Annotated in this window: 16 protein-coding genes and 2 tRNA genes; 14 read left to right on the top strand and 4 right to left on the bottom strand. The window is 63.9% G+C overall.

Annotated elements, in window-relative coordinates; translation table 11 throughout:
• Positions 1-34: 34 nt before the first annotated feature.
• The 3 genes from WH265_RS17475 (at position 35) to WH265_RS17465 (ending at position 2,430) form a co-directional block, all read left to right on the top strand.
• Entirely contained in the window at positions 35-409 is a 375-nt protein-coding gene (locus tag WH265_RS17475; protein ID WP_021027568.1) for a hypothetical protein, read from the top strand.
• Positions 410-536: 127 nt separating this feature from the next.
• Positions 537-1,493: a homoserine kinase gene (locus WH265_RS17470; protein WP_339559099.1), complete on the top strand. Its 957-nt coding sequence runs from the start codon at positions 537-539 to the stop codon at positions 1,491-1,493.
• A gap of 139 nt (positions 1,494-1,632) precedes the next feature.
• Positions 1,633-2,430, top strand: a complete 798-nt coding sequence (locus WH265_RS17465; RefSeq protein ID WP_339518299.1) for a BPSS1780 family membrane protein — start codon at positions 1,633-1,635, stop codon at positions 2,428-2,430.
• A gap of 51 nt (positions 2,431-2,481) precedes the next feature.
• Here the strand turns inward: WH265_RS17465 and WH265_RS17460 are convergent, their stop codons facing one another.
• Together WH265_RS17460 and WH265_RS17455 are read right to left on the bottom strand one after the other, a co-directional pair.
• Positions 2,482-3,615, bottom strand: a complete 1,134-nt coding sequence (locus tag WH265_RS17460) for an FUSC family protein (RefSeq protein WP_339559098.1) — start codon at positions 3,613-3,615, stop codon at positions 2,482-2,484.
• 295 nt (positions 3,616-3,910) lie between these two features.
• Complete coding sequence (locus WH265_RS17455) at positions 3,911-6,361, bottom strand: UvrD-helicase domain-containing protein (RefSeq protein ID WP_339559097.1); 2,451 nt, start codon at positions 6,359-6,361, stop codon at positions 3,911-3,913.
• A 293-nt stretch (positions 6,362-6,654) separates the two neighbouring features.
• Here WH265_RS17455 and WH265_RS17450 point away from each other — a divergent pair, with 293 nt between their 5' ends.
• From WH265_RS17450 to WH265_RS17420, 7 genes are all read left to right on the top strand, one after another.
• The gene (locus WH265_RS17450) at positions 6,655-7,632 is read left to right on the top strand and encodes a GMP reductase (protein WP_021027940.1); all 978 of its coding nucleotides are present in this window, start codon (positions 6,655-6,657) and stop codon (positions 7,630-7,632) included.
• A 197-nt stretch (positions 7,633-7,829) separates the two neighbouring features.
• A tRNA-Lys gene (locus WH265_RS17445) sits at positions 7,830-7,905 on the top strand.
• A 67-nt stretch (positions 7,906-7,972) separates the two neighbouring features.
• Positions 7,973-8,048, top strand: a tRNA-Lys gene (locus WH265_RS17440).
• A 170-nt stretch (positions 8,049-8,218) separates the two neighbouring features.
• Entirely contained in the window at positions 8,219-8,707 is a 489-nt protein-coding gene (locus WH265_RS17435) for a copper chaperone PCu(A)C (protein WP_339559096.1), read from the top strand.
• A gap of 324 nt (positions 8,708-9,031) precedes the next feature.
• Positions 9,032-9,943, top strand: a complete 912-nt coding sequence (locus WH265_RS17430) for a hypothetical protein (RefSeq protein WP_339559095.1) — start codon at positions 9,032-9,034, stop codon at positions 9,941-9,943.
• 20 nt (positions 9,944-9,963) lie between these two features.
• Positions 9,964-10,506: a GTP-binding protein gene (locus WH265_RS17425; RefSeq protein WP_021027937.1), complete on the top strand. Its 543-nt coding sequence runs from the start codon at positions 9,964-9,966 to the stop codon at positions 10,504-10,506.
• A 165-nt stretch (positions 10,507-10,671) separates the two neighbouring features.
• Positions 10,672-11,910: a multidrug effflux MFS transporter gene (locus WH265_RS17420; RefSeq protein WP_312987135.1), complete on the top strand. Its 1,239-nt coding sequence runs from the start codon at positions 10,672-10,674 to the stop codon at positions 11,908-11,910.
• A 119-nt stretch (positions 11,911-12,029) separates the two neighbouring features.
• On the opposite strand, the gene WH265_RS17415 is transcribed toward WH265_RS17420, so the two are convergent.
• Entirely contained in the window at positions 12,030-14,102 is a 2,073-nt protein-coding gene (locus WH265_RS17415; protein WP_339559094.1) for a DEAD/DEAH box helicase, read from the bottom strand.
• 383 nt (positions 14,103-14,485) lie between these two features.
• Here WH265_RS17415 and WH265_RS17410 point away from each other — a divergent pair, with 383 nt between their 5' ends.
• The gene (locus WH265_RS17410; RefSeq protein ID WP_339559093.1) at positions 14,486-15,244 is read left to right on the top strand and encodes a hypothetical protein; all 759 of its coding nucleotides are present in this window, start codon (positions 14,486-14,488) and stop codon (positions 15,242-15,244) included.
• Here WH265_RS17410 and orn read toward each other — a convergent pair.
• A complete protein-coding gene (orn, locus tag WH265_RS17405; protein ID WP_021027933.1) occupies positions 15,237-15,851 on the bottom strand; it encodes an oligoribonuclease in 615 nt (204 codons plus the stop codon). The two genes, WH265_RS17410 and orn, sit on opposite strands and share 8 nt — an antisense overlap.
• Before the next feature lie 60 nt (positions 15,852-15,911).
• Here orn and WH265_RS17400 point away from each other — a divergent pair, with 60 nt between their 5' ends.
• The 3 genes from WH265_RS17400 to rsgA are packed head-to-tail and all read left to right on the top strand — an operon-like array spanning position 15,912 to position 18,527.
• Positions 15,912-17,201: a M48 family metallopeptidase gene (locus WH265_RS17400; RefSeq protein ID WP_445228547.1), complete on the top strand. Its 1,290-nt coding sequence runs from the start codon at positions 15,912-15,914 to the stop codon at positions 17,199-17,201.
• Positions 17,194-17,538, top strand: coding sequence for a 4a-hydroxytetrahydrobiopterin dehydratase (locus WH265_RS17395; protein ID WP_021027931.1), 345 nt, complete (start codon positions 17,194-17,196; stop codon positions 17,536-17,538). The genes WH265_RS17400 and WH265_RS17395 overlap by 8 nt, the downstream gene beginning before the upstream one ends.
• 5 nt (positions 17,539-17,543) lie before the next feature.
• Entirely contained in the window at positions 17,544-18,527 is a 984-nt protein-coding gene (gene rsgA, locus WH265_RS17390; RefSeq protein ID WP_339559092.1) for a ribosome small subunit-dependent GTPase A, read from the top strand.

The raw sequence follows: 18,527 nt of genomic DNA, 5'->3' as shown, positions 1-18,527 counted from the left end.
ACGCAAACACCGGGCGACAACTTACAATTGGGCCATGCGCGCAATTACCACTTCTTTCATCGCCCAGGCCCTGGCACTGGTGCTGGCAGCCCCTGCGCTGGCCCAGCAACCCGCAGTTCCTGCCGAGCCGCCTGCGGCGCAACCCGCTGCACAGCCAGCGGCACCTGCCGACGCAGCGCCCGCGAACGACAAGTACAACCAGAAGGCCGAGTACATCCGGGTGGAAGACGCGGGCAGCCGCATCGACGAGGTGCGCATTGGCGGCCAGACCCAGAGCATCCATGTGCAGCCCAAGATGGGCAATATGCCCGGCTACGAGGTCAAGCCCACCGACGGCGCCCGCGCCCGCCCTGACGGCTTTGGCGACACCCAAAGCAAGAAGCGCGTCTGGAATATCGGCAATTTCTGAGCGCGATACCAGAGCGAATAGCCCAGCGCCGCGCAGGCTTGCGATAATCGCCCCTTTGCACCCGCCGCTTAGCGGGCCAGGCCAGCCACAGAGGCTGGCCTTGTTTTTGTAGTGACGATATACATCCATGGCTGTTTTCACCGAAGTATCCGACAAGGCTGCCAAGGCCTTGCTCAAGCGCGTCCCACTGGGCGATTTCGTCTCGTTGCGCGGTATTGAAGGCGGTATTGAAAACACCAACTACTTTCTGACCACCAGCCAGGGCGAGTATGTGCTGACCCTGTTCGAGCGCCTGCGTGCCGACCAGCTGCCGTTCTATCTGTACCTGATGAAGCATCTGGCCAAGGCCGGCGTGCCCGTGCCCGAGCCCCAGGCCGATGGCAAGACCGGCGACATCCTGCTGCAGGTCGAGGGCAAGCCAGCTGCCATCGTTGGCAAGCTGCCCGGCAAGAGCCAGCTGGCACCCCAGGCGGCGCATTGCCAATCGCTGGGCGAGGTGCTGGCCAGAATGCACCAGGCCGCCCTCGACTACCCGCGCCAGCAGCCCAATCTGCGTGGCCTGCCCTGGTGGAACGAGACCGTGCCCGTCGTACTGCCCTACCTGGACAGCGCCACCGCCGAGCTGCTGCGCAGCGAACTGGCCTACCAGAACCATGTGGCGCAAAGCTCGGCCTATACCGCGCTGCCGCGCGGCCCGGTGCATGCCGATCTGTTCCGCGACAATGCGATGTTCGAGGGCGAGACGCTGACGGGCATCTTTGACTTCTATTTCGCTGGTGTTGATACCTGGCTGTTCGACATTGCCGTGGTCATCAACGACTGGTGCATCGACCTGGCCACCGGCGCCATCGACCTGGCACGTGCCGATGCGCTGCTGGCCGCCTACCAGGCCGTGCGCCCGCTGCAGGCCTGCGAGCGCGAACTGCTCAACGCCATGCTGCGTGCTGGCGCGCTGCGCTTTTGGATCTCGCGCCTGTGGGACTTCTACCTGCCGCGCGAAGCCTCGCTGCTCAAGCCGCATGACCCGACCCATTTCGAGCGCGTGCTGCGCGAGCGCCTGGCCACGCCTTACCAGCTGAAATAAGCGACCTGTTCAAAGCCACCCAGGGCGCGCCCGCACGCACCATGCCCATATGGGTGCCTGCCCCTTGGGCGCATGGGTTACAGTGCGCCATCCCCTTTGATTTTTTATCGCTGCAGCCCACGCTGCAGCGCGCTGGTGCATGAAACTTCGTATCGCCACTGCCCGCCAGGGTGTGACCTGGGTGCAAGACGGCTTCAAAACCTTCAAGACACAGGCCCTGGCCCTCACTTCGCTGTTCTTTCTGTCGATGATGGTGATGTCCCTGATCGGCGCCATCCCGATTGCCGGCACCTTTATCGCGCTGGCGCTGCTGCCGGTCTCCACCCTGTGCATGATGATTGGCGCCGCGTTGACGGCCCAGGGCACGCGCCCGACCTTGCCGGTAGTGCTGGCTGCGCTGCGTGTCGACAAGGAGCGGCGCAATTCCTTTGTTGTGCTGGGCGTGTTCTATGCGCTGTCCTTCCTGCTGGTGCTGGGTTTTTCGGCGCTCTTCGATGGCGGCCAGTTCGCCCGGCTCAACCTGATGGGCGGCGAGATCACGCGTGAGATCGTCGAGCAACCGGCCTTCCAGCAGGCCATGTTTGCCACCATGCTGCTGTACATTCCGCTGTCGCTGCTGTTCTGGCATGCGCCTGGCCTCATTTACTGGCACCGCGTGCCCGCCATCAAGGCGGTGTTCTTCAGCCTGATCGCCTGCAGCCGCAATATCGGCGCCTTCACGATGTTTGGCCTGGCCTGGATGGCTGTCGGCATCGGCTTTGGCATCGCCATGGCCTTGCTGTCTGCGCTGCTGGGCACCTTGCTCGGCGCCTGGGCAGCTGCGGCGATTGCCATTGCCGGCTCGCTGATGCTGGCCACGATGTTCCTGACCTCGGTGGTATTCAGCTTTCGCGACTGTTTTGAAGCGCCGGACCAGACTGACAGCGTCGCGCTCTAAGCCCTACCCGCTCACCCCAGCCCGGCCTGCGTCCCACAGCCCGGGCTTTTTTCATCGCTGAGGACCGTCGCCGTGGTGCAGGCGGTGCAGCTGCGCCCGGTCTTCCAGGCTGGACAGCACCAGCGCAAACACAATGCCCAGTGCCGCGCCCAGCACGGTATCCAGCACCCGCTCCAGCGGCATCGCCAAAGGCGCCAGCGGCGATGAGGCCAGATGCGTCATCAGCAAGGCCATGGGCGTGACGGTGATCTGGCCCAGGGCGTAGTTGTAGCCAATGCTCACCTCGGTGATGAACTGCAGCGCGACGATGGCTGCGGCAATCCACCAAAACGATGGCTCCAGCGACAAAATCAGACCAGCGACCAGCGCGCCCAGCATCGTGCCCACCATGCGCTGCAGCGCCCGGTTCATCGTGATGTGCAGATGGCTGCCCTGCATCACCGCCGTGGCGCCAATCGCTGCCCAGGCCGGATGCTGCCAGCCAGCGGCCTGGGCCACCCAGGCGGCCAGGCCAGCACCGAGCACAATGCGGCCGGCGGCGGCCAGCTCGGCGGGCCAGGGGCGCTGCGGCTGCGCAGGCAGTTGCACGCGCTGCACGGCCTGGTGGCGCAGGCCATCGGTGGCCCAACAGACCAAGGCTGCCAACAGGCCCCCAGCCAAGGTGCCCAAAGTCCGCTCCAGCAGCTGCTGCCCGCTGTGCACCGGCGCCAGCGAGGCACCGGCGGCGAACACCACAATCACCGCGCCCGGCCCACCCAGGCGCCAGTGGCTGACCGCCAAGGTGGCCGCGCCGGCCACCAGCGCCAGCACCCCCACCATGGCCTGGGCGGGCAACCCGGCCCAGGAGGCAAGCGATGGCAAAAACACCGCCGCGCACAGCATGGCCGCGCAGATGCCGACGATGCGCATGCGCCGGCCCGGCGCTGCAAAACGGCCAAACAAGGCGGCCAACGCGCCTAGCCCCAAGGGCCCCACCAGCTGGGGCCAGGGCGACAGGCGCGCCAGCACCAGGGCCAGCAGCACCGCCAGCGCTGCCTGCATGGCCGCGACCAGCGCAATGTGCAGGGAGGGAAGCGGTTGCAGGCGGACGCTGTCACGCAGCTGGCGCGGTGACAGCAGGTGGCGCAGCGCCTGGTGGCGGCCAATGGCCGGGGTGGAGATATCGATCTTGCGGGCAGGTGTCATGGGCATCCTCGTCTACCCAGCAACTGGCCAACGCGCAGCCTGGCCGGCACAGCGGCCAGCCAGTGTGGCTGGGATAGGAAAGTGGAGACTCACCCGCTACAAAGCAGCACGGGCGCCAGCCTGTGCGCGTACAGGGATGGCTCGCGCAGGTCCTGGCAGGGATGCCGGACCGGAACGCGGCAGGGCTGCGCATGCCGATGAGCAGCCGATATAGTATCCTATGCAACCATTTATGGCAAGCCTGAGGTTGGTGCCCACTATCCAAGCAACCGCTGCCAGGCTGGCAATGGAGGGCTTACACCACCGTCAGCTTGGCCACCGACAGCGCCAGCCACTTGGTGCCATGGCGCGGAAAGTTCACCTGGGCGCGGGCATCGTCGCCCGTGCCTTCCACCGCCAGCACCTTGCCTTCGCCAAACTTGTTGTGGAACACATGGGCGCCCTTTTTGATGCCATGCGCGGGCTCGGCCTTTTGCACCGGAACGGGGGTCTTGCCCCACATGCTGGGCGCGGCATCGCCGTATCCACCGCCCGACGAACGGCCGCCGCCCCCCCCGCCGTAAGCCAGGCTGCCCATGCCACTGCCAAATCCCGAATGCTTGGGCGTGAGCCATTTGAGCGCGCCTTCGGGCAGTTCATCCAAGAAGCGGCTGCGCACGTTGTAGCGCGTGGTGCCGTGGAGCATGCGCGTCTGCGAGGTGCTCAGGTACAGGCGCTTGCGGGCCCGGGTGATCGCCACATACATCAGGCGGCGCTCTTCTTCGAGCCCGCCGGTGTCGGTCATCGCGTTCTCGTGCGGGAACAGACCTTCTTCCAGACCACCGATAAAGACCACATCAAACTCCAGGCCCTTGCTGGCATGCACGGTCATCATCTGCACGGCATCCTGGCCGGCCTGGGCCTGGTTGTCACCAGCCTCCAGCGCCGCATGGGTCAAAAAGGCCACCAGCGGCGACAAGGTCTCGCCGGTATCGGGGTTCACCATCGCCGGGTTGGCGGCATCGGGCAGGGGGGTATCGAGCAGCGGTGCATCCGGGTCCAGCCCTTGGCTCACGGGGCTTTGGCCACTGCCTGGCACGCCCATGGCCTGCTGCTCGTCGATCGGAATGGCCACGGCATCCTTGCCAAAGCCTTCCTGGGTGACAAAGCTCTCGGCGGCGGTCACCAACTCGCCCAGGTTGTCGATGCGGTCGGCGCCTTCCTTTTCGCTCTGGTAGTGCTCGATCAGGCCGCTCACCACCAGCATGCGCTCGATGGTCTCGCGCAGCGTCTTGCCCTGGGTTTCCTCGCGCAGCACATCGACCATCGCGACAAAGGACTGCAGCTTGGTGCCTGCCTTGCCGGCGACGGCGGTGACCGCGTCGTACAGCGAGCAACCGGCGGCCTGCGCCCCTTCCTGCAACTGCTCGGTGGTGCGCGCACCAATGCCGCGCGGCGGAAAGTTCACCACCCGCATGAAGCTGGTGTCGTCATGCGGGTTCTCGAGCAGGCGCAGATAGGCCAGCGCATGCTTGATTTCCGCGCGCTCGAAAAAGCGCAGGCCGCCATACACGCGGTAAGGCACGCCGGCATTGAACAGGCTGGTTTCCAGAATCCGGCTTTGGGCATTGCTGCGGTAGAGCACGGCGATCTCGCTGCGCGCAAAGCCATCGCTCTTGATCAGCGACTTGATCTCCTCGACCATCCACTGCGCCTCGGCCATGTCGGTGGCGCTCTCGGACACCCGCACCGGCTCGCCCGGGCCCTGGTCGGTGCGCAGGTTCTTGCCCAGGCGGTTGCTGTTGTGGCTGATCAGCGCATTGGCGCTGTCAAGGATATTGCTGTAGCTGCGGTAGTTCTGCTCGAGCTTGATCTGCTGGCGCACCTCGAACTCGCGCACAAAATCCTGCATATTGCCCACGCGCGCGCCGCGGAAGGCATAGATGCTCTGGTCGTCGTCGCCCACGGCAATCACGCTGCTGTGGGACTGGAACTTGCCGCCCACCATGTCGCCGGCCAGCTGCTTGAGCCAGAGGTACTGCAGGCGGTTGGTGTCCTGGAACTCATCGACCAGCATGTGGCGAAAACGGTGCTGGTAGTGCTGGCGGATCGGCAGGTTGTCGCGCAGCAGCTCGTAGGAGCGCAGCATCAGCTCGCCAAAATCGACCACGCCTTCGCGCAGGCATTGCTCTTCGTAGAGCTGGTAGAGCTCGACCTTCTTGCGCTCGGCCATGTCGCGGGCCTGCACATCCGACGGGCGCAGCCCCTCTTCCTTGCAGCCGCTGATGAAGTACTGCAGCTGCTTGGGCGGCAGCGCTTCCTCATCGACCTGGAACTGCTTGCACAGGCGCTTGATCGCCGAGAGCTGGTCCTGCGTGTCCAGGATCTGGAAGGTCTGGGGCAGGTTGGCCGACTTGTAATGCGCGCGCAGCATGCGGTTGCACAGCCCGTGGAAGGTGCCGATCCACATGCCGCGCACATTGATGGGCAGCATCGCCGACAAGCGGGTGAGCATCTCCTTGGCGGCCTTGTTCGTAAAGGTCACCGCCAGAATGCCGCCGGGCGTGGCGCGGCCCGTCTGCAGCAGCCAGGCGATGCGCGTGGTCAGCACCCGGGTCTTGCCCGAGCCGGCACCGGCCAGAATCAGCGCATGGCCGCCCTCCAAGGTGGCAGCGGCAAGCTGCTCGTCGTTGAGGCCATTGAGCAGTGGCAAATGGCCAGAACCACCGGCATCGGGCGGCAGCGCAAACAAATCATTCGAATCCATGCCAGCATTGTAGGGAGATCGGCAGGCCGGCGAGGCGCCCGCCCGGCAAGCGCCCGGTGGTCTTGCCCCCCGCCTGCGCATACTGCAGCGGCCGGCAAGGCTTTTGCAAAGCCGGTGCATGCTGCTAGAATCAGTCACCGGGCCCAAGTTTCTTGTGACCCGGTTTTTTTGTGTCTGCAACAGCGCAAAAGAGGGCTTTCCAACGCGAAGCGCCCTGCCCGACCGGTCTCCAAGCCAAGCGCCCCATCGCTGCGAAATAGTTCGCTGCGACCTTTTATGGAGCTTGGAATCAAATGGAAATCTTCGACTACGACAACATTCTTTTGCTGCCCCGCAAGTGCCGCGTGGAGAGCCGCTCGGAATGTGACGCCAGCGTTGTCCTGGGCAACCGCACCTTCCGCCTGCCGGTGGTGCCTGCCAACATGAAGACCGTGCTGGACGAGAAGATCTGCAAGTTTTTGGCACAACACGGCTACTTCTATGTGATGCACCGCTTTGACATCGACAATGTGGCCTTCACCAAGGCCATGCAGTCGCAAGGCCTGTTCGCCTCGATCTCGCTGGGCGTCAAGCAGGCCGACTACGACGTGGTCGACCGCTTTGTCGCCGACGACATCTGCCCCGAATACATCACCATCGACATCGCCCATGGCCATGCCGATAGCGTGAAGAACATGATCGGCTACCTGAAAGCAAAGCTGCCCGAGGCCTTTGTGATCGCCGGCAATGTGGCCACGCCTGAGGCCGTGATCGACCTGGAAAACTGGGGCGCCGATGCCACCAAGGTGGGCGTGGGCCCAGGCAAGGTCTGCATCACCAAGCTCAAGACCGGCTTTGGCACCGGCGGCTGGCAGCTGTCGGCGCTCAAATGGTGCGCGCGCGTGGCCACCAAGCCCATCATTGCCGACGGCGGCATCCGCAGCCATGGCGATATCGCCAAGAGCATCCGCTTTGGCGCCACGATGGTGATGATCGGCTCGCTGTTCGCTGGCCATGAGGAATCGCCCGGCAAGACCGTCGAGCTCGACGGCGAGCTGTTCAAGGAGTACTACGGCTCGGCCAGCGACTTCAACAAGGGCGAGTACAAGCATGTCGAAGGCAAGCGCATCCTCGAGCCCATCAAGGGCAAGCTGCAGGACACGCTGATCGAGATGGAGCAGGACGTGCAGTCCTCTATCAGCTATGCGGGCGGCAAGCACCTGATGGACATCCGCAAGGTGAACTATGTGATCCTGGGCGGCGACAACGCCGGCGAACATCTGCTGATGTAAAGCGCCTTCCTCACGCGAGCCAGGTCCTGCCTGGCTCGCACTGGCACGGCCCGGCAGCTTGCGGACCGTTTTTGCCTCTGCGGCAACCGACCTGCCGGAAAAAACCAGGGTTGATATCGGTATTTTTCCGAACAGGCGTAAAAATTAGTGCATAATACAAGGCTTGCTGCAGCGCACTGCTGACAGCAAACAAATGTGGGCTCTTAGCTCAGTTGGTAGAGCAGCGGACTCTTAATCCGTTGGTCGAGTGTTCGAATCACTCAGGGCCCACCACATTTTTAGGCTTGCGATTGACCGCGCAGGCCAACGAAACAAAGCATTTCCAAGGTGCGACAGTTTCGGGCTCTTAGCTCAGTTGGTAGAGCAGCGGACTCTTAATCCGTTGGTCGAGTGTTCGAATCACTCAGGGCCCACCAAGTTCAACGGCCTAGGCTTATCGCCTAGGCCGTTTTTTATTTCCCCTCCCGCTTGGCCTTTCCCGCCTGCCCCTCACGCCGCGCGGCAGCGCCTGCTGCCCATGATGACCCTGCGCTTGTAGAATGCAGGGACTCTTTCTCTCCATCCGACATTTCTCCCAGCCCCTACCATGCGCCCCCTGCTCCCCTCCTTGCTCGCCGCCTTTGCGTTTGCAACCGCCTCCAGCGCTTTTGCCCATGTCACGGTCAGCAATCCCTGGGCGCGCGCCACGGTCGCGCAGCAGCAGGCCTCGGGCGTTTTCATGGAGCTGCGCTCGGCGCATGACAATGCCCAGCTCGTGGGCGTGAAGACCGACGCAGCCAACAGCGCCGAAGTGCATGAGATGCGCATGGAAGACAATGTGATGAAGATGCGGGCCGTGCCCAGCGTCAGCCTGCCCAGCGGCCAGACCGTGAGCCTCAAGCCGGGCGGCTACCACATCATGCTGATGGGCCTGAAAAAGCCGCTGACCGCTGGCGAAAACGTCGACCTGACGCTCGAAGTGCTGCATGCCGACGGCGCCAAGGAGAGCATTGCCGTCAGCGCCCCGGTGCGCGCCCTGGCCCCGGCAGCCGGTGCACAGCCACCCGCCGCTGGCGGCCACCAGCACCAGCACTGAGGGGCAGGCGCAGCAGGCTCCCGGAATGCCTGTTGTTTATTTGAACACTATATAAGCCTTTGTATACAACTGAGCGGTATACCGCAGGCTTCGCCATATTGCTGCCAAGAAAGCTAGTTACACTTTTCAGGCATGCCCGCGCCTAATCCGGCACCGAGATCGCACAATAGTTGCGCTCCATCAATTGCGCATTATTAATATATCTGAGATATTGACATATTATTACAAGCTTTGAAAATGGAACACCGTCCACGCTTGGCCCATGCCATGCACGAACGGTGGTATCCGCAACGCTTGAAGGTGAATGTGCCAGGGAGAGTTGTTATGTCCGAGTTGATCCTGCATGCCGCCCATTTGAGTGAAGCCCATCAACTGCGCTTTAGCTATTTGTTTGAAGTCGCAGCCAAGCACTGGCGCGATAAACAGCCTTCTCAGACCGCCAAGCCAGCCACTGAGTTGTGGGTGATCGACGCCCACAGCGCGCCCGATGCCATCCAGAACCGCTCCAACAGCTCCTTTGTGCTGCTGATCGCCACCGATGACCAGGCCCAGGCCGCGCGCGCGCAGTGGCCCGACCAGATCGATGCCCAGCTGCCACCCGACTACAGCGTGGGGCGCCTGACCCAGCTGCTCGAACATATCAGCGTGCAAGCGCATGGCAAACGGCTGCGCGAGACCCTCAAGACCCGCCGCCAGCACAGCATGACCTTGTCGCACGACGTGCAGGTCAAGAATGCCGATGCCGCGTTTCTCAAGGCCACCGACCTGAGCCAGCCCACGCTGGTGGTGGCCGAACCTGCGCCCGAGCCCGTGCTGGAGGTGCCCGCCGCAACTACCGCAACTGCCACAGCCCCCGCTGCCGCGCTGGGCAACCTGCCCGCGCCGGGCACGCGTTTTCGCATCAAGCGCTGGACCCAGCTGACCGGCAGCATGGCCGGCCAGGCGCACCGGCAGCTGCTGGCCGCGATGATCTCCGGCGACCGGGGCCTGGACGAGCTGGCCGAACGCACCCATCTGGAGCGGGGCGAGATCCTGCGCGTATTGCAGGTCCTGCGCGGCAAAGGGGTGCTGGTCGAGACGGCGCCACCTGCAGCCGTTGAATCGGTGGCCCTGGCCACCCCTGTGCCCCCAGCCTCTCATGCCGCCGAGCCCAGCCCGGCGGCGGCGGCCAAGCTGGGCCTTTTCCGACAACTGAGCCGCTGGATCCACCAGAACCGGGCCAGCGACCCGCACTGAACACCTGACGGGAGGACTGCATGCACCACCCCATCAAACGCATCGTGCTGCTGGGCCCCATGGGCATCGGCAAGACCACGGCGATCCGCAGCCTCTGCGGCAGTTTGGCCATCGAGTGCGATGTTCCCAACCTGGACAAGCAGGCCCATGCCAAAGAGACCACCACGGTGGGCCTGGATTTTGGCGAAATCAAGCTCGACGATGAGGACACCTTGCAGGTCTATGGCTGCCCCGGCCAGGAGCGCTACGACTTTGTGCGCGAGTGGGCGCTGTCGCTGGCCTTTGGCGCCATCGTGATGGTCGATATCCACGACCCGCAGGCGATGGAGCAGACCATCGACCTGATACAGCAATGCCATGCGGCGCCCAATATCCAGGCCGTCGTGGTGCTGATTGCCCGGCCCGCATCGGCCGCGCAGCAGGAGATGTTCACGGTGCGCCTCTCGGCCCATGCCGAATGCGCGGTGCCCGTGCTCAGCGCCGATCCGCGCAACCCCTCGCAAATGCTCGATACCCTGGACATCATCGCCGCGATGCTGCCCGACGAAGTGCAGCCGCGCTGAGCGCAGCCCGCAGACCCATACCGCAGCGACTGCAGCGCGCTGGCGCTTGAGGTAAGCTCGGCGCCTGCTGCTTGCGCACCGGGCAGGCCCCGGGCTGCAGCAGCCCACGCCCTTCACCCCCTTATTTGACGACGCCCCCTGCCCACGGCCGGTGGCGCGCAGGCCATGAACCCACCACGCCCCGCAGACGCATCCGCCCAGCCCACGCCCCAATGGATTCTGGCGGTCATGCTGGCCCTGCTGGGCATGCTCGGGCCCTTCTCGATCGACACCTACCTGCCCGCCTTTGACGGCATTGCGGCATCGCTCAACGCCTCGCCGCTGCAGATGCAGCAGACGCTGTCGGCCTATCTGTTTGGCTTTGCGTTCATGAACCTGTTCCACGGCGCGCTGTCGGACAGCTTTGGCCGCCGCCCCGTCGTGCTGTGGGGGCTGGCCACCTTCGCGCTGACATCAGCGGGCTGCGCACTGGCCCAGACGCCTGAGCAACTGATCCTGTTCCGTGCACTGCAGGGCTGCACCACGGGCGCCGGCATTGTGGTCTCACGCGCGGTGGTGCGCGACCTGTTCCCGCCCGCCCAGGCCCAGCGGGTGATGAGCCAGATCACCATCTACTTTGGCATCGCGCCGGCGGTGGCGCCGATGATTGGCGGCGTCTTCATCGCCTACGCCAGCTGGCAATCGATCTTCTGGCTGCTCACGGCCATTGGCGCGCTGCTGTGGGCCTACAACTGGCGCCTGCTGCCCGAGAGCCTGCCGCCCGAGAAGCGCCAGGCCTTTGATGTGCGCAACCTGATGCGCGGCTACTGGCAGCTGTGCAGCAGCCCGCGCTTTTTGCTGCTGGCCGCCGCCAGCGGCGTGCCCTTCAACGGCATGTTCATCTATATCCTGTCGGCCCCCACGTTCCTGGGCACCCATATGCGCATGCAGCCGACCCAGTTTTTCTGGTTCTTCATCTGCACGATTGGCGGCATCATGCTGGGCGCCTGGGTCAGCGGCCGGCTGGCGGGCAAGATCCCGCCTAAGCGCCAGGTGCGCCATGGTTTTCTGATCATGTTCCTGACCTCCTGCATCTACCTGGCGCTGAACCTGGTGCTGCCGCCGCACCCGGCCTGGGCGCTGCTGCCACTGGGCATCTATTCGTTTGGCTGGGCCTTGATGACCCCGGTGGTCACCCTGCTGGTGCTGGACCTGCACCCTGAGCGCCGGGGCCTGGCCTCATCCCTGCAGGCCGTCGTCACCTCGGTGGCCAATGGCATCGTGGCGGGCGTGCTCGCCCCCTTGGTCATGCAGTCGACGGTGGCGCTGGCCATCGCATCGATGGGCTTGATGCTGACCGGCCTGTTCAGCTGGATCTATTTCCACCACCGCTGGCCCGATATCGGGCGCCATAACGCGGTCTGAAGTCTGACGGATGCGCCCAAGGAGGCGCCAAGCGCTCGTTATCAACCAGCCGCCTTGTGCAACAGGCACAAAAAAAGAGCTTCCCTCGGGAAGCTCTTTGTCATTGCGCTATGCGCTGCTTAGCGGCTGCGCTCGGTGCGCTTGCGGTCACCGCCAGCGGGGCTGTAGGGACGGCCACCGCGCTCACCACCAAAGCGGTTGTCACCGCCTGGGCGGCGCTGGGCGAAGTCACCACCACCGGCATGGCGGGGGGCTGGGCTGCGTGGGCCACGGCTGTCAGCGCCACGGCTGTCACCAGCACCACGGTTGTCGCCCGCAAAGCGGTCGGCACGGCGCTCAGGCGCGCGGTCAAAGCTGCGGCCTTCGGGGCGCGGTGCGCGGTCCTGGAAGCGGTCTGCACCACGGTCCTGGAAACGGTCCGGGCCACGCTCCTGGAAGCGGTCACCACCGCGCTCAGCACGCTGCTCAAAGCGGGGGGCGCGGTCATCGCGCTGCTCGAAACGCGGACGGCTGTCGCCACCACGTGGGCCACCACCAAAACCAGCGTTTTCGCCAAAGCCAGGCTTGCGGCCATAGCCTTCGCCATCACGGCGGCCACCAAAGCCACGGTCAGCGCCAAAGCCGCCACCACCACGGCGATCGCCACCACGGCCAGCACCTGGACGGCCACGGTCACCACCGCGACCTGCGCCACGTGGGCCGCCTTCGCTGCGGGCGGGGAAGCGTTGCTGCGGCTCCATGCCTGGAATCACTTCCGGCTTGAACTGCTGCTTGGTGTAGGCCTCGATATCGAAGACACGGCGGCGGTCACGGAACTCGGCAAAAGTGATCGCCAGGCCCGAGCGGCCAGCACGGCCGGTACGGCCAATGCGGTGGGTGTAGTCTTCGGCCTTCATCGGCAGGCCGTAGTTGAACACGTGGGTGATCGTGGGCACGTCGATGCCGCGCGCAGCCACATCGGTGGCCACCAGAATCTGTACCTGGCCATTGCGCAGCGCCATCAGGCGGCGGTTACGCAGGCCTTGGCTCAGCGCGCCGTGCAGTGCCACAGCCGAGAAGCCTTCTTGCTGCAGGTCGTTGGCCAGGCCGTCACATTCCACCTGGGTGGATGCAAACACGATGGCCTGGTTGATCGAGGCATCACGCAGCCAGTGGTCCAGCAGCTTGCGCTTGTGCTGGGAGTTGTCGGCCCAGAACAGCACCTGCTTGATGTTGGCATGCTTTTCCTGGGGCGAATCGATGGTGATCTTCTGCACGCTGGCGCCGTTGTCATGCATCACGCGCATGGCCAGCTGCTGGATGCGCGGCGCGAAGGTCGCGCTGAACATCATCGTTTGCTTGCGCTGCACCGTCAGCTGGTTGACTTCGGCCAGGTCGTCCGAGAAGCCCAGGTCGAGCATGCGGTCGGCTTCGTCAACGACCAGGAACTGCACCTTGTCGAGCTTGATCTGCATCGAGCGCTGCAGGTCGAGCAGACGGCCGGGCGTTGCCACAACCAGGTCGGCATTTTGCAGCTTGGCAATTTGCAACTGGTAGGGCATGCCGCCGACGATATTGGCCACACGCAGACCACGGCAGTGGCGCACCAGCTCGATCGCGTCATGGGCCACTTGCTGGGCCAGCTCACGGGTCGGGCACAGAATCAGCGCGCCGGGTTGGGCAGCCTTGAAATTGCGCGGGCTCAGCGGGTTCTTGCGCTTGGCGCGCTTGGGGGCTTGCTCGCCACGGGCCAGGGCTTCGGCCACCAGGCGTTCGTGTTCAGCGCGCTCAGCGGCTTCGGCCTGGCCTTGCTGCTGGATCAGGGTGTGCAGCACGGGCAGCAGGAAGGCAGCGGTCTTGCCCGAGCCGGTCTGGCTGGAGACCATCAGGTCCGCAAAGTGCTGCGACTCTTCACCGTCGTTGATCATCGCCAGCGGGATGGCGCGCGATTGCACAGCGGTCGGTTGGGTGTAGCCCAGGTCCTTGACGGCCTGCACCAGCTCGGGCGCCAGGCCCAGCTCTACAAAGCCATTGGGCTCTTCAGGCAGCACCTCGGCTTCGCCTTCAGCCTCAGCCACCAGCGCAGTGCCGTCTTCTTGCAAAGCGTCTTCGGCCAGAGCCGACAGGGGGGAGGTATTGACGATCTCTTGGGTAGCGTCAACAGTGTTTTGCGCAGGCGCGGCTTCGCCCTGCAGATGGAGGTCTTGCGTCATTTTGAACAATAGCAATAGGTCGGCTCCTGCGCGTTTCGCGACGCAGTTCCGTACCGTTCATGGTTTTAAATACATCAACCATCAAACGGTAACGGCCGTACAAATTGCCGCGGGCTTGTTCAAAGCGGCCATGCTGCGAATCGCATGACCTGGACGCCCAGAGAATGAAGGGAGATGTGCGTATCAACCGCCAGTTTTGGCGGGGAAGCGCAAATTATCGCACATTTCGGGTTTTCCCGCATCAACGCAAGGACTTCTGTACCAAAGCAGCTACGGGTGAAGGCTAAATTTCTTTAATTTGAAAAAATCAATTTTAATTGCAAATTTAATTGATAAAAACAATGAAAAAGATAGGATACCTCCACCACAACAAGGAGAGCGACATGACCAACTACTCACTAACTCTGATGGCCATTACCGGATTGCTCGGCGCAGGCCTGCTTACCGCTTGCGGCGGCGGAGGGAGCGACAGTCCAGAAGAAGCCAAGAATTCCAGCGACTGCTTCAATGCCGGTTTTTACCGCAAGGACACGCAAATCTATGTCAGCCAGAGCAAAAGTCTGAACGATGGGCCAGCTTCAACCAACCTTGTCTACCACTGGGTCACCAGCCAGAACGAGGAGAACGGCATCAACCACATCTATGTCAATCCCACGCCCAACAGCGGGCGCACCAGCCTGCACTACAGCATCGAGGGCGGAGCGCTGCTCTACCACGGCTACAACGCCTTCAATATCGGCGCGACCAGCCGCCAAAGCCTGGCCCCGCCCCGCCAGTCGCTGATCGCGATGGCGCCCGGTCAGACCACCTCCCAAACCATCGTACAAACGGATAGCGTCTCGAACGCTGACGGAGAAACAAAGACCGTCACCACGCTGGCCGAGACCCGAAGCTACGAAGGCAGAGAGACCATCACCACGGCCCTGGGCACCGTGGAGGCCTGCCGCTTCGTCAGCAGCGTTGCGGCAAGCCAGCAAGGCAAGCCCGAGGCAAGCCGGGAGACGCAGACAACGACCTGGGTGGCAGCGACGGGCCCCTACCGCGGGCTCAGACTCAAGGAGAGCGCCAGCACCCGCCAAGGGGGAAAAACCGATACCCTGGTGACGGAGACCAGCCAGGTCAGCCGCTTCGATATCAAGTAGCCGCTGATCCGGGCGCCAGCTGCAGAAAATGCTGGCGGTAGTACAGCATCTCGTCAATCGACTCATGCACATCGGCCAGCGCGGTGTGCTTTTGCGCCTTCTTGAAGCCGGTGACCAGCTCGGGGCGCCAGCGCCGTGCCAGCTCCTTGAGCGTGCTCACGTCCACATTGCGGTAGTGGAAGTAGGCCTCCAGATCGGGCATGTAGCGCGCCAGAAAACGGCGGTCCTGGCCAATGCTGTTGCCGCACATGGGCACCTTGGCCTTGGGCACATAGCGTTTCATGAAGCGCAGCACCTCGGCCTGCGCAGCGGCCTCGTCGATCTGCGAGGCCTTGACCCGCTCGGTCAGCCCGCTGCGGCCATGGGTGCCCCGGTTCCAGGCATCCATCTTGGCCAGCTCCTCATCGCTTTGGTGGATGGCAATCACCGGGCCTTCGACGCGCAGGCTCAGATCGGCACTGGTGACCACCAGCGCGATCTCGATCACACGGTGCTCCTGCGGGTTCAAACCGGTCATTTCACAGTCGAGCCAGACCAGGTTCAGATCGGACTTGGCCAGCTCGGGCACGGGTGCCAGCGGCGTATCCAGGGTGTTCTTGTTTTGCATGGGGGCGATTGTCGCCTATGCCCTACACTGTCCGGTATTCGCCAACCAACACCCCCACTTGTGACTCCATCGCTGCTGTTCACCCTGCTATTCGCAATTGCACTGGCCGCCAGTGTGCTCACCAAACTCTGGCTGGCCAGCCGCCAGATGCGCCATGTGGCCGCCCACCGCGATGCCGTCCCTGCCCTCTTTGCCGACCGTATCAGTCTGGCTGCACACCACAAGGCGGCCGACTACACGATTGCCAAGACCCGCTTTGGACTGCTGGGCCTGGCCATCGGCACTGCGGCGCTGCTGGGCTGGACCTTGCTGGGCGGGCTGGACCTGCTCAACGCCAGCCTGCTCGACGCGCTGGGCGGCGGCATGTGGCAGCAGCTGGCGCTGGTCGCCGCCTTTGCGCTGATCAGCGGCCTCATCGATCTGCCGGCCAGCTACTACCAGACCTTTGTGCTGGAGCAGCGCTTTGGCTTCAACAAGATGACGCCCGGCCTGTGGCTGGCCGACTTGCTCAAGGGCACGGCCATGGGCGCGCTGGTGGGCCTGCCCATTCTGGCCGTCATTCTGTGGCTGATGGGATCGGCCGGCCAATGGTGGTGGCTCTGGGCCTGGGCCTTCTGGGTGGGCTTCAACCTGCTGCTGATGGTCATCTACCCGGCTTTCATCGCGCCGCTGTTCAACAAGTTCCAGCCACTGGAAGACGAGAGCCTCAAAGCCCGCGTGCAGGCCCTGATGCAGCGCTGCGGCTTTGCCGCCAAGGGGCTGTTTGTGATGGATGGCAGCCGCCGCAGTGCGCATGCCAATGCCTACTTCACCGGCTTTGGCGCCAGCAAGCGCGTGGTGTTTTTCGACACCTTGCTGCACAAGCTCAATGGCGACGAAGTCGAAGCGGTGCTCGCCCATGAGCTGGGCCACTTCAAGCACAAGCACATTCTCAAGCGCATGCTGGGCCTGTTTGGCCTCACGCTGCTGGGCTTTGCGCTGCTGGGCTGGCTGTCGCAGCAGGGCTGGTTCTATACCGGCCTGGGCGTGACGCCCAACCTCAACATCCCGGGCGTGCCCGGCGCCAGCCCCAACGATGCACTGGCGCTGCTGCTGTTCATGCTGGCCGTGCCGGTGTTCAGCAGCTTTGTCTCGCCGCTGATGGCGCAGTCCTCGCGCAAGCACGAGTTCGAGGCCGATGCCTATGCCGTCCAGCAGACGCGCGCGGCCGATCTGCAGTCGGCCCTGCTCAAGCTCTACGAGGACAATGCCTCGACCCTGACGCCCGACCCGGTCTATGTGCGCTATTACTATTCGCACCCGCCCGCCGTAGAGCGTATCCGCCACATGCAACAATTGGCCCATGACTGAATCCCATCTGCCCCAACAAGACTGGTCCACCCAAAGCCGCCGCGCGCTGTCCGCCTCCGAGGTGGTGACCCAGCTGAGCCCACTGACCGGTTGGGTGCTGAGCGGTGATGGCGCCGAGGTGGCCATCGAGAAGACCTTCCGCTTTGCCAACTACTACGAGACCATGGCCTTTGTGAATGGCGTGGCCCTGGTGGCCCATACGCAGGACCACCACCCGGACCTGTCGGTGCACTACAACCGCTGCGTGGTGCGCTTCAACACCCATGATGTGCATGGGCTGTCGGTCACCGACTTCGAATGCGCACGCCGCATCGAAGCCATGCTGCAGCTGGCCTGAGAGACATGGCAAAACCTGCAAGACGCGCCAGCGCGCCCAGCCAGACGGGGACGCAGACGGGCCTGGTCGTCGCCAGCTATGGCCGCCACTGTGTGGTGGAGACGCCTGACGGCGTGCGCCGCATCTGCCACCCCCGGGGCAAGAAGAGCCAGGCCGTCGTTGGCGACCAGGTGCGCTGGCTGGCCCCGCCGCCGGGCCAGGGCGAAGAAGGCACGATCGAGAAGGTGCTGGAGCGGCGCAATGTCTTCTACCGCCAGGACGACATCCGCACCAAGACCTTTGCCGCCAACCTGGACCAGCTGCTGATTCTGATCGCGGCCGAGCCGGTCTTCAGCGAGGTGCAGCTGGCACGCGCGCTGATTGCAGCCGAAGCGGCGCACATCACGCCCATCATTGCGCTCAACAAGATGGACCTGGAAGAGCCCTTTTTGCGCGCCTGGGAGCGGCTGGAGCCCTACCGCACCATGCGCGACCAGGTCGAGGACCCGCCGCACTACATGGTGCTGCCCTTTGCGCTGGAAGGCGCCGACGACGAAGACCGTGATGCCATCTACGGCCTGCTCGAAGGCAAGACCACCTTGGTGCTTGGCCCCTCGGGCGTGGGCAAGAGCACGCTCATCAACCTGCTGATACCGGGCGCGAATGTCGCGACCAACGAGATCTCGCAGGCGCTGAACACCGGCAAGCACACGACCACCAGCACCACCCTGTACTGGGTGGACGAGGCGCGCAAGACCGCGCTGATCGACTCGCCCGGCTTCCAGGAGTTTGGCCTCTACCACATCGCGCCCACGCAGCTGGCCGCCTGCATGCCCGACATCGGCGCCCATGCCAAGGAGTGCAAGTTCTACAACTGCACCCATTTGCACGAGCCCGGCTGCGGCGTCATCCATGCGGTGCAAAACGGCCATGCCGAGCTGCCGATCAGCGACAACCGCTACCGCATCTACAGCGAGCTGTTTGACGAGCTCAACCTGAGCGCGTACTAA

Origin of the sequence: Comamonas sp. MYb396, from assembly GCF_037479555.1 — a bacterium.
In the GTDB taxonomy this organism is placed as follows: Bacteria; Pseudomonadota; Gammaproteobacteria; order Burkholderiales; family Burkholderiaceae_C; genus Comamonas.
The sequence above is the reverse complement of the archived record's forward strand: the minus strand, read 5'-3'. Positions and strand labels throughout refer to the sequence as shown.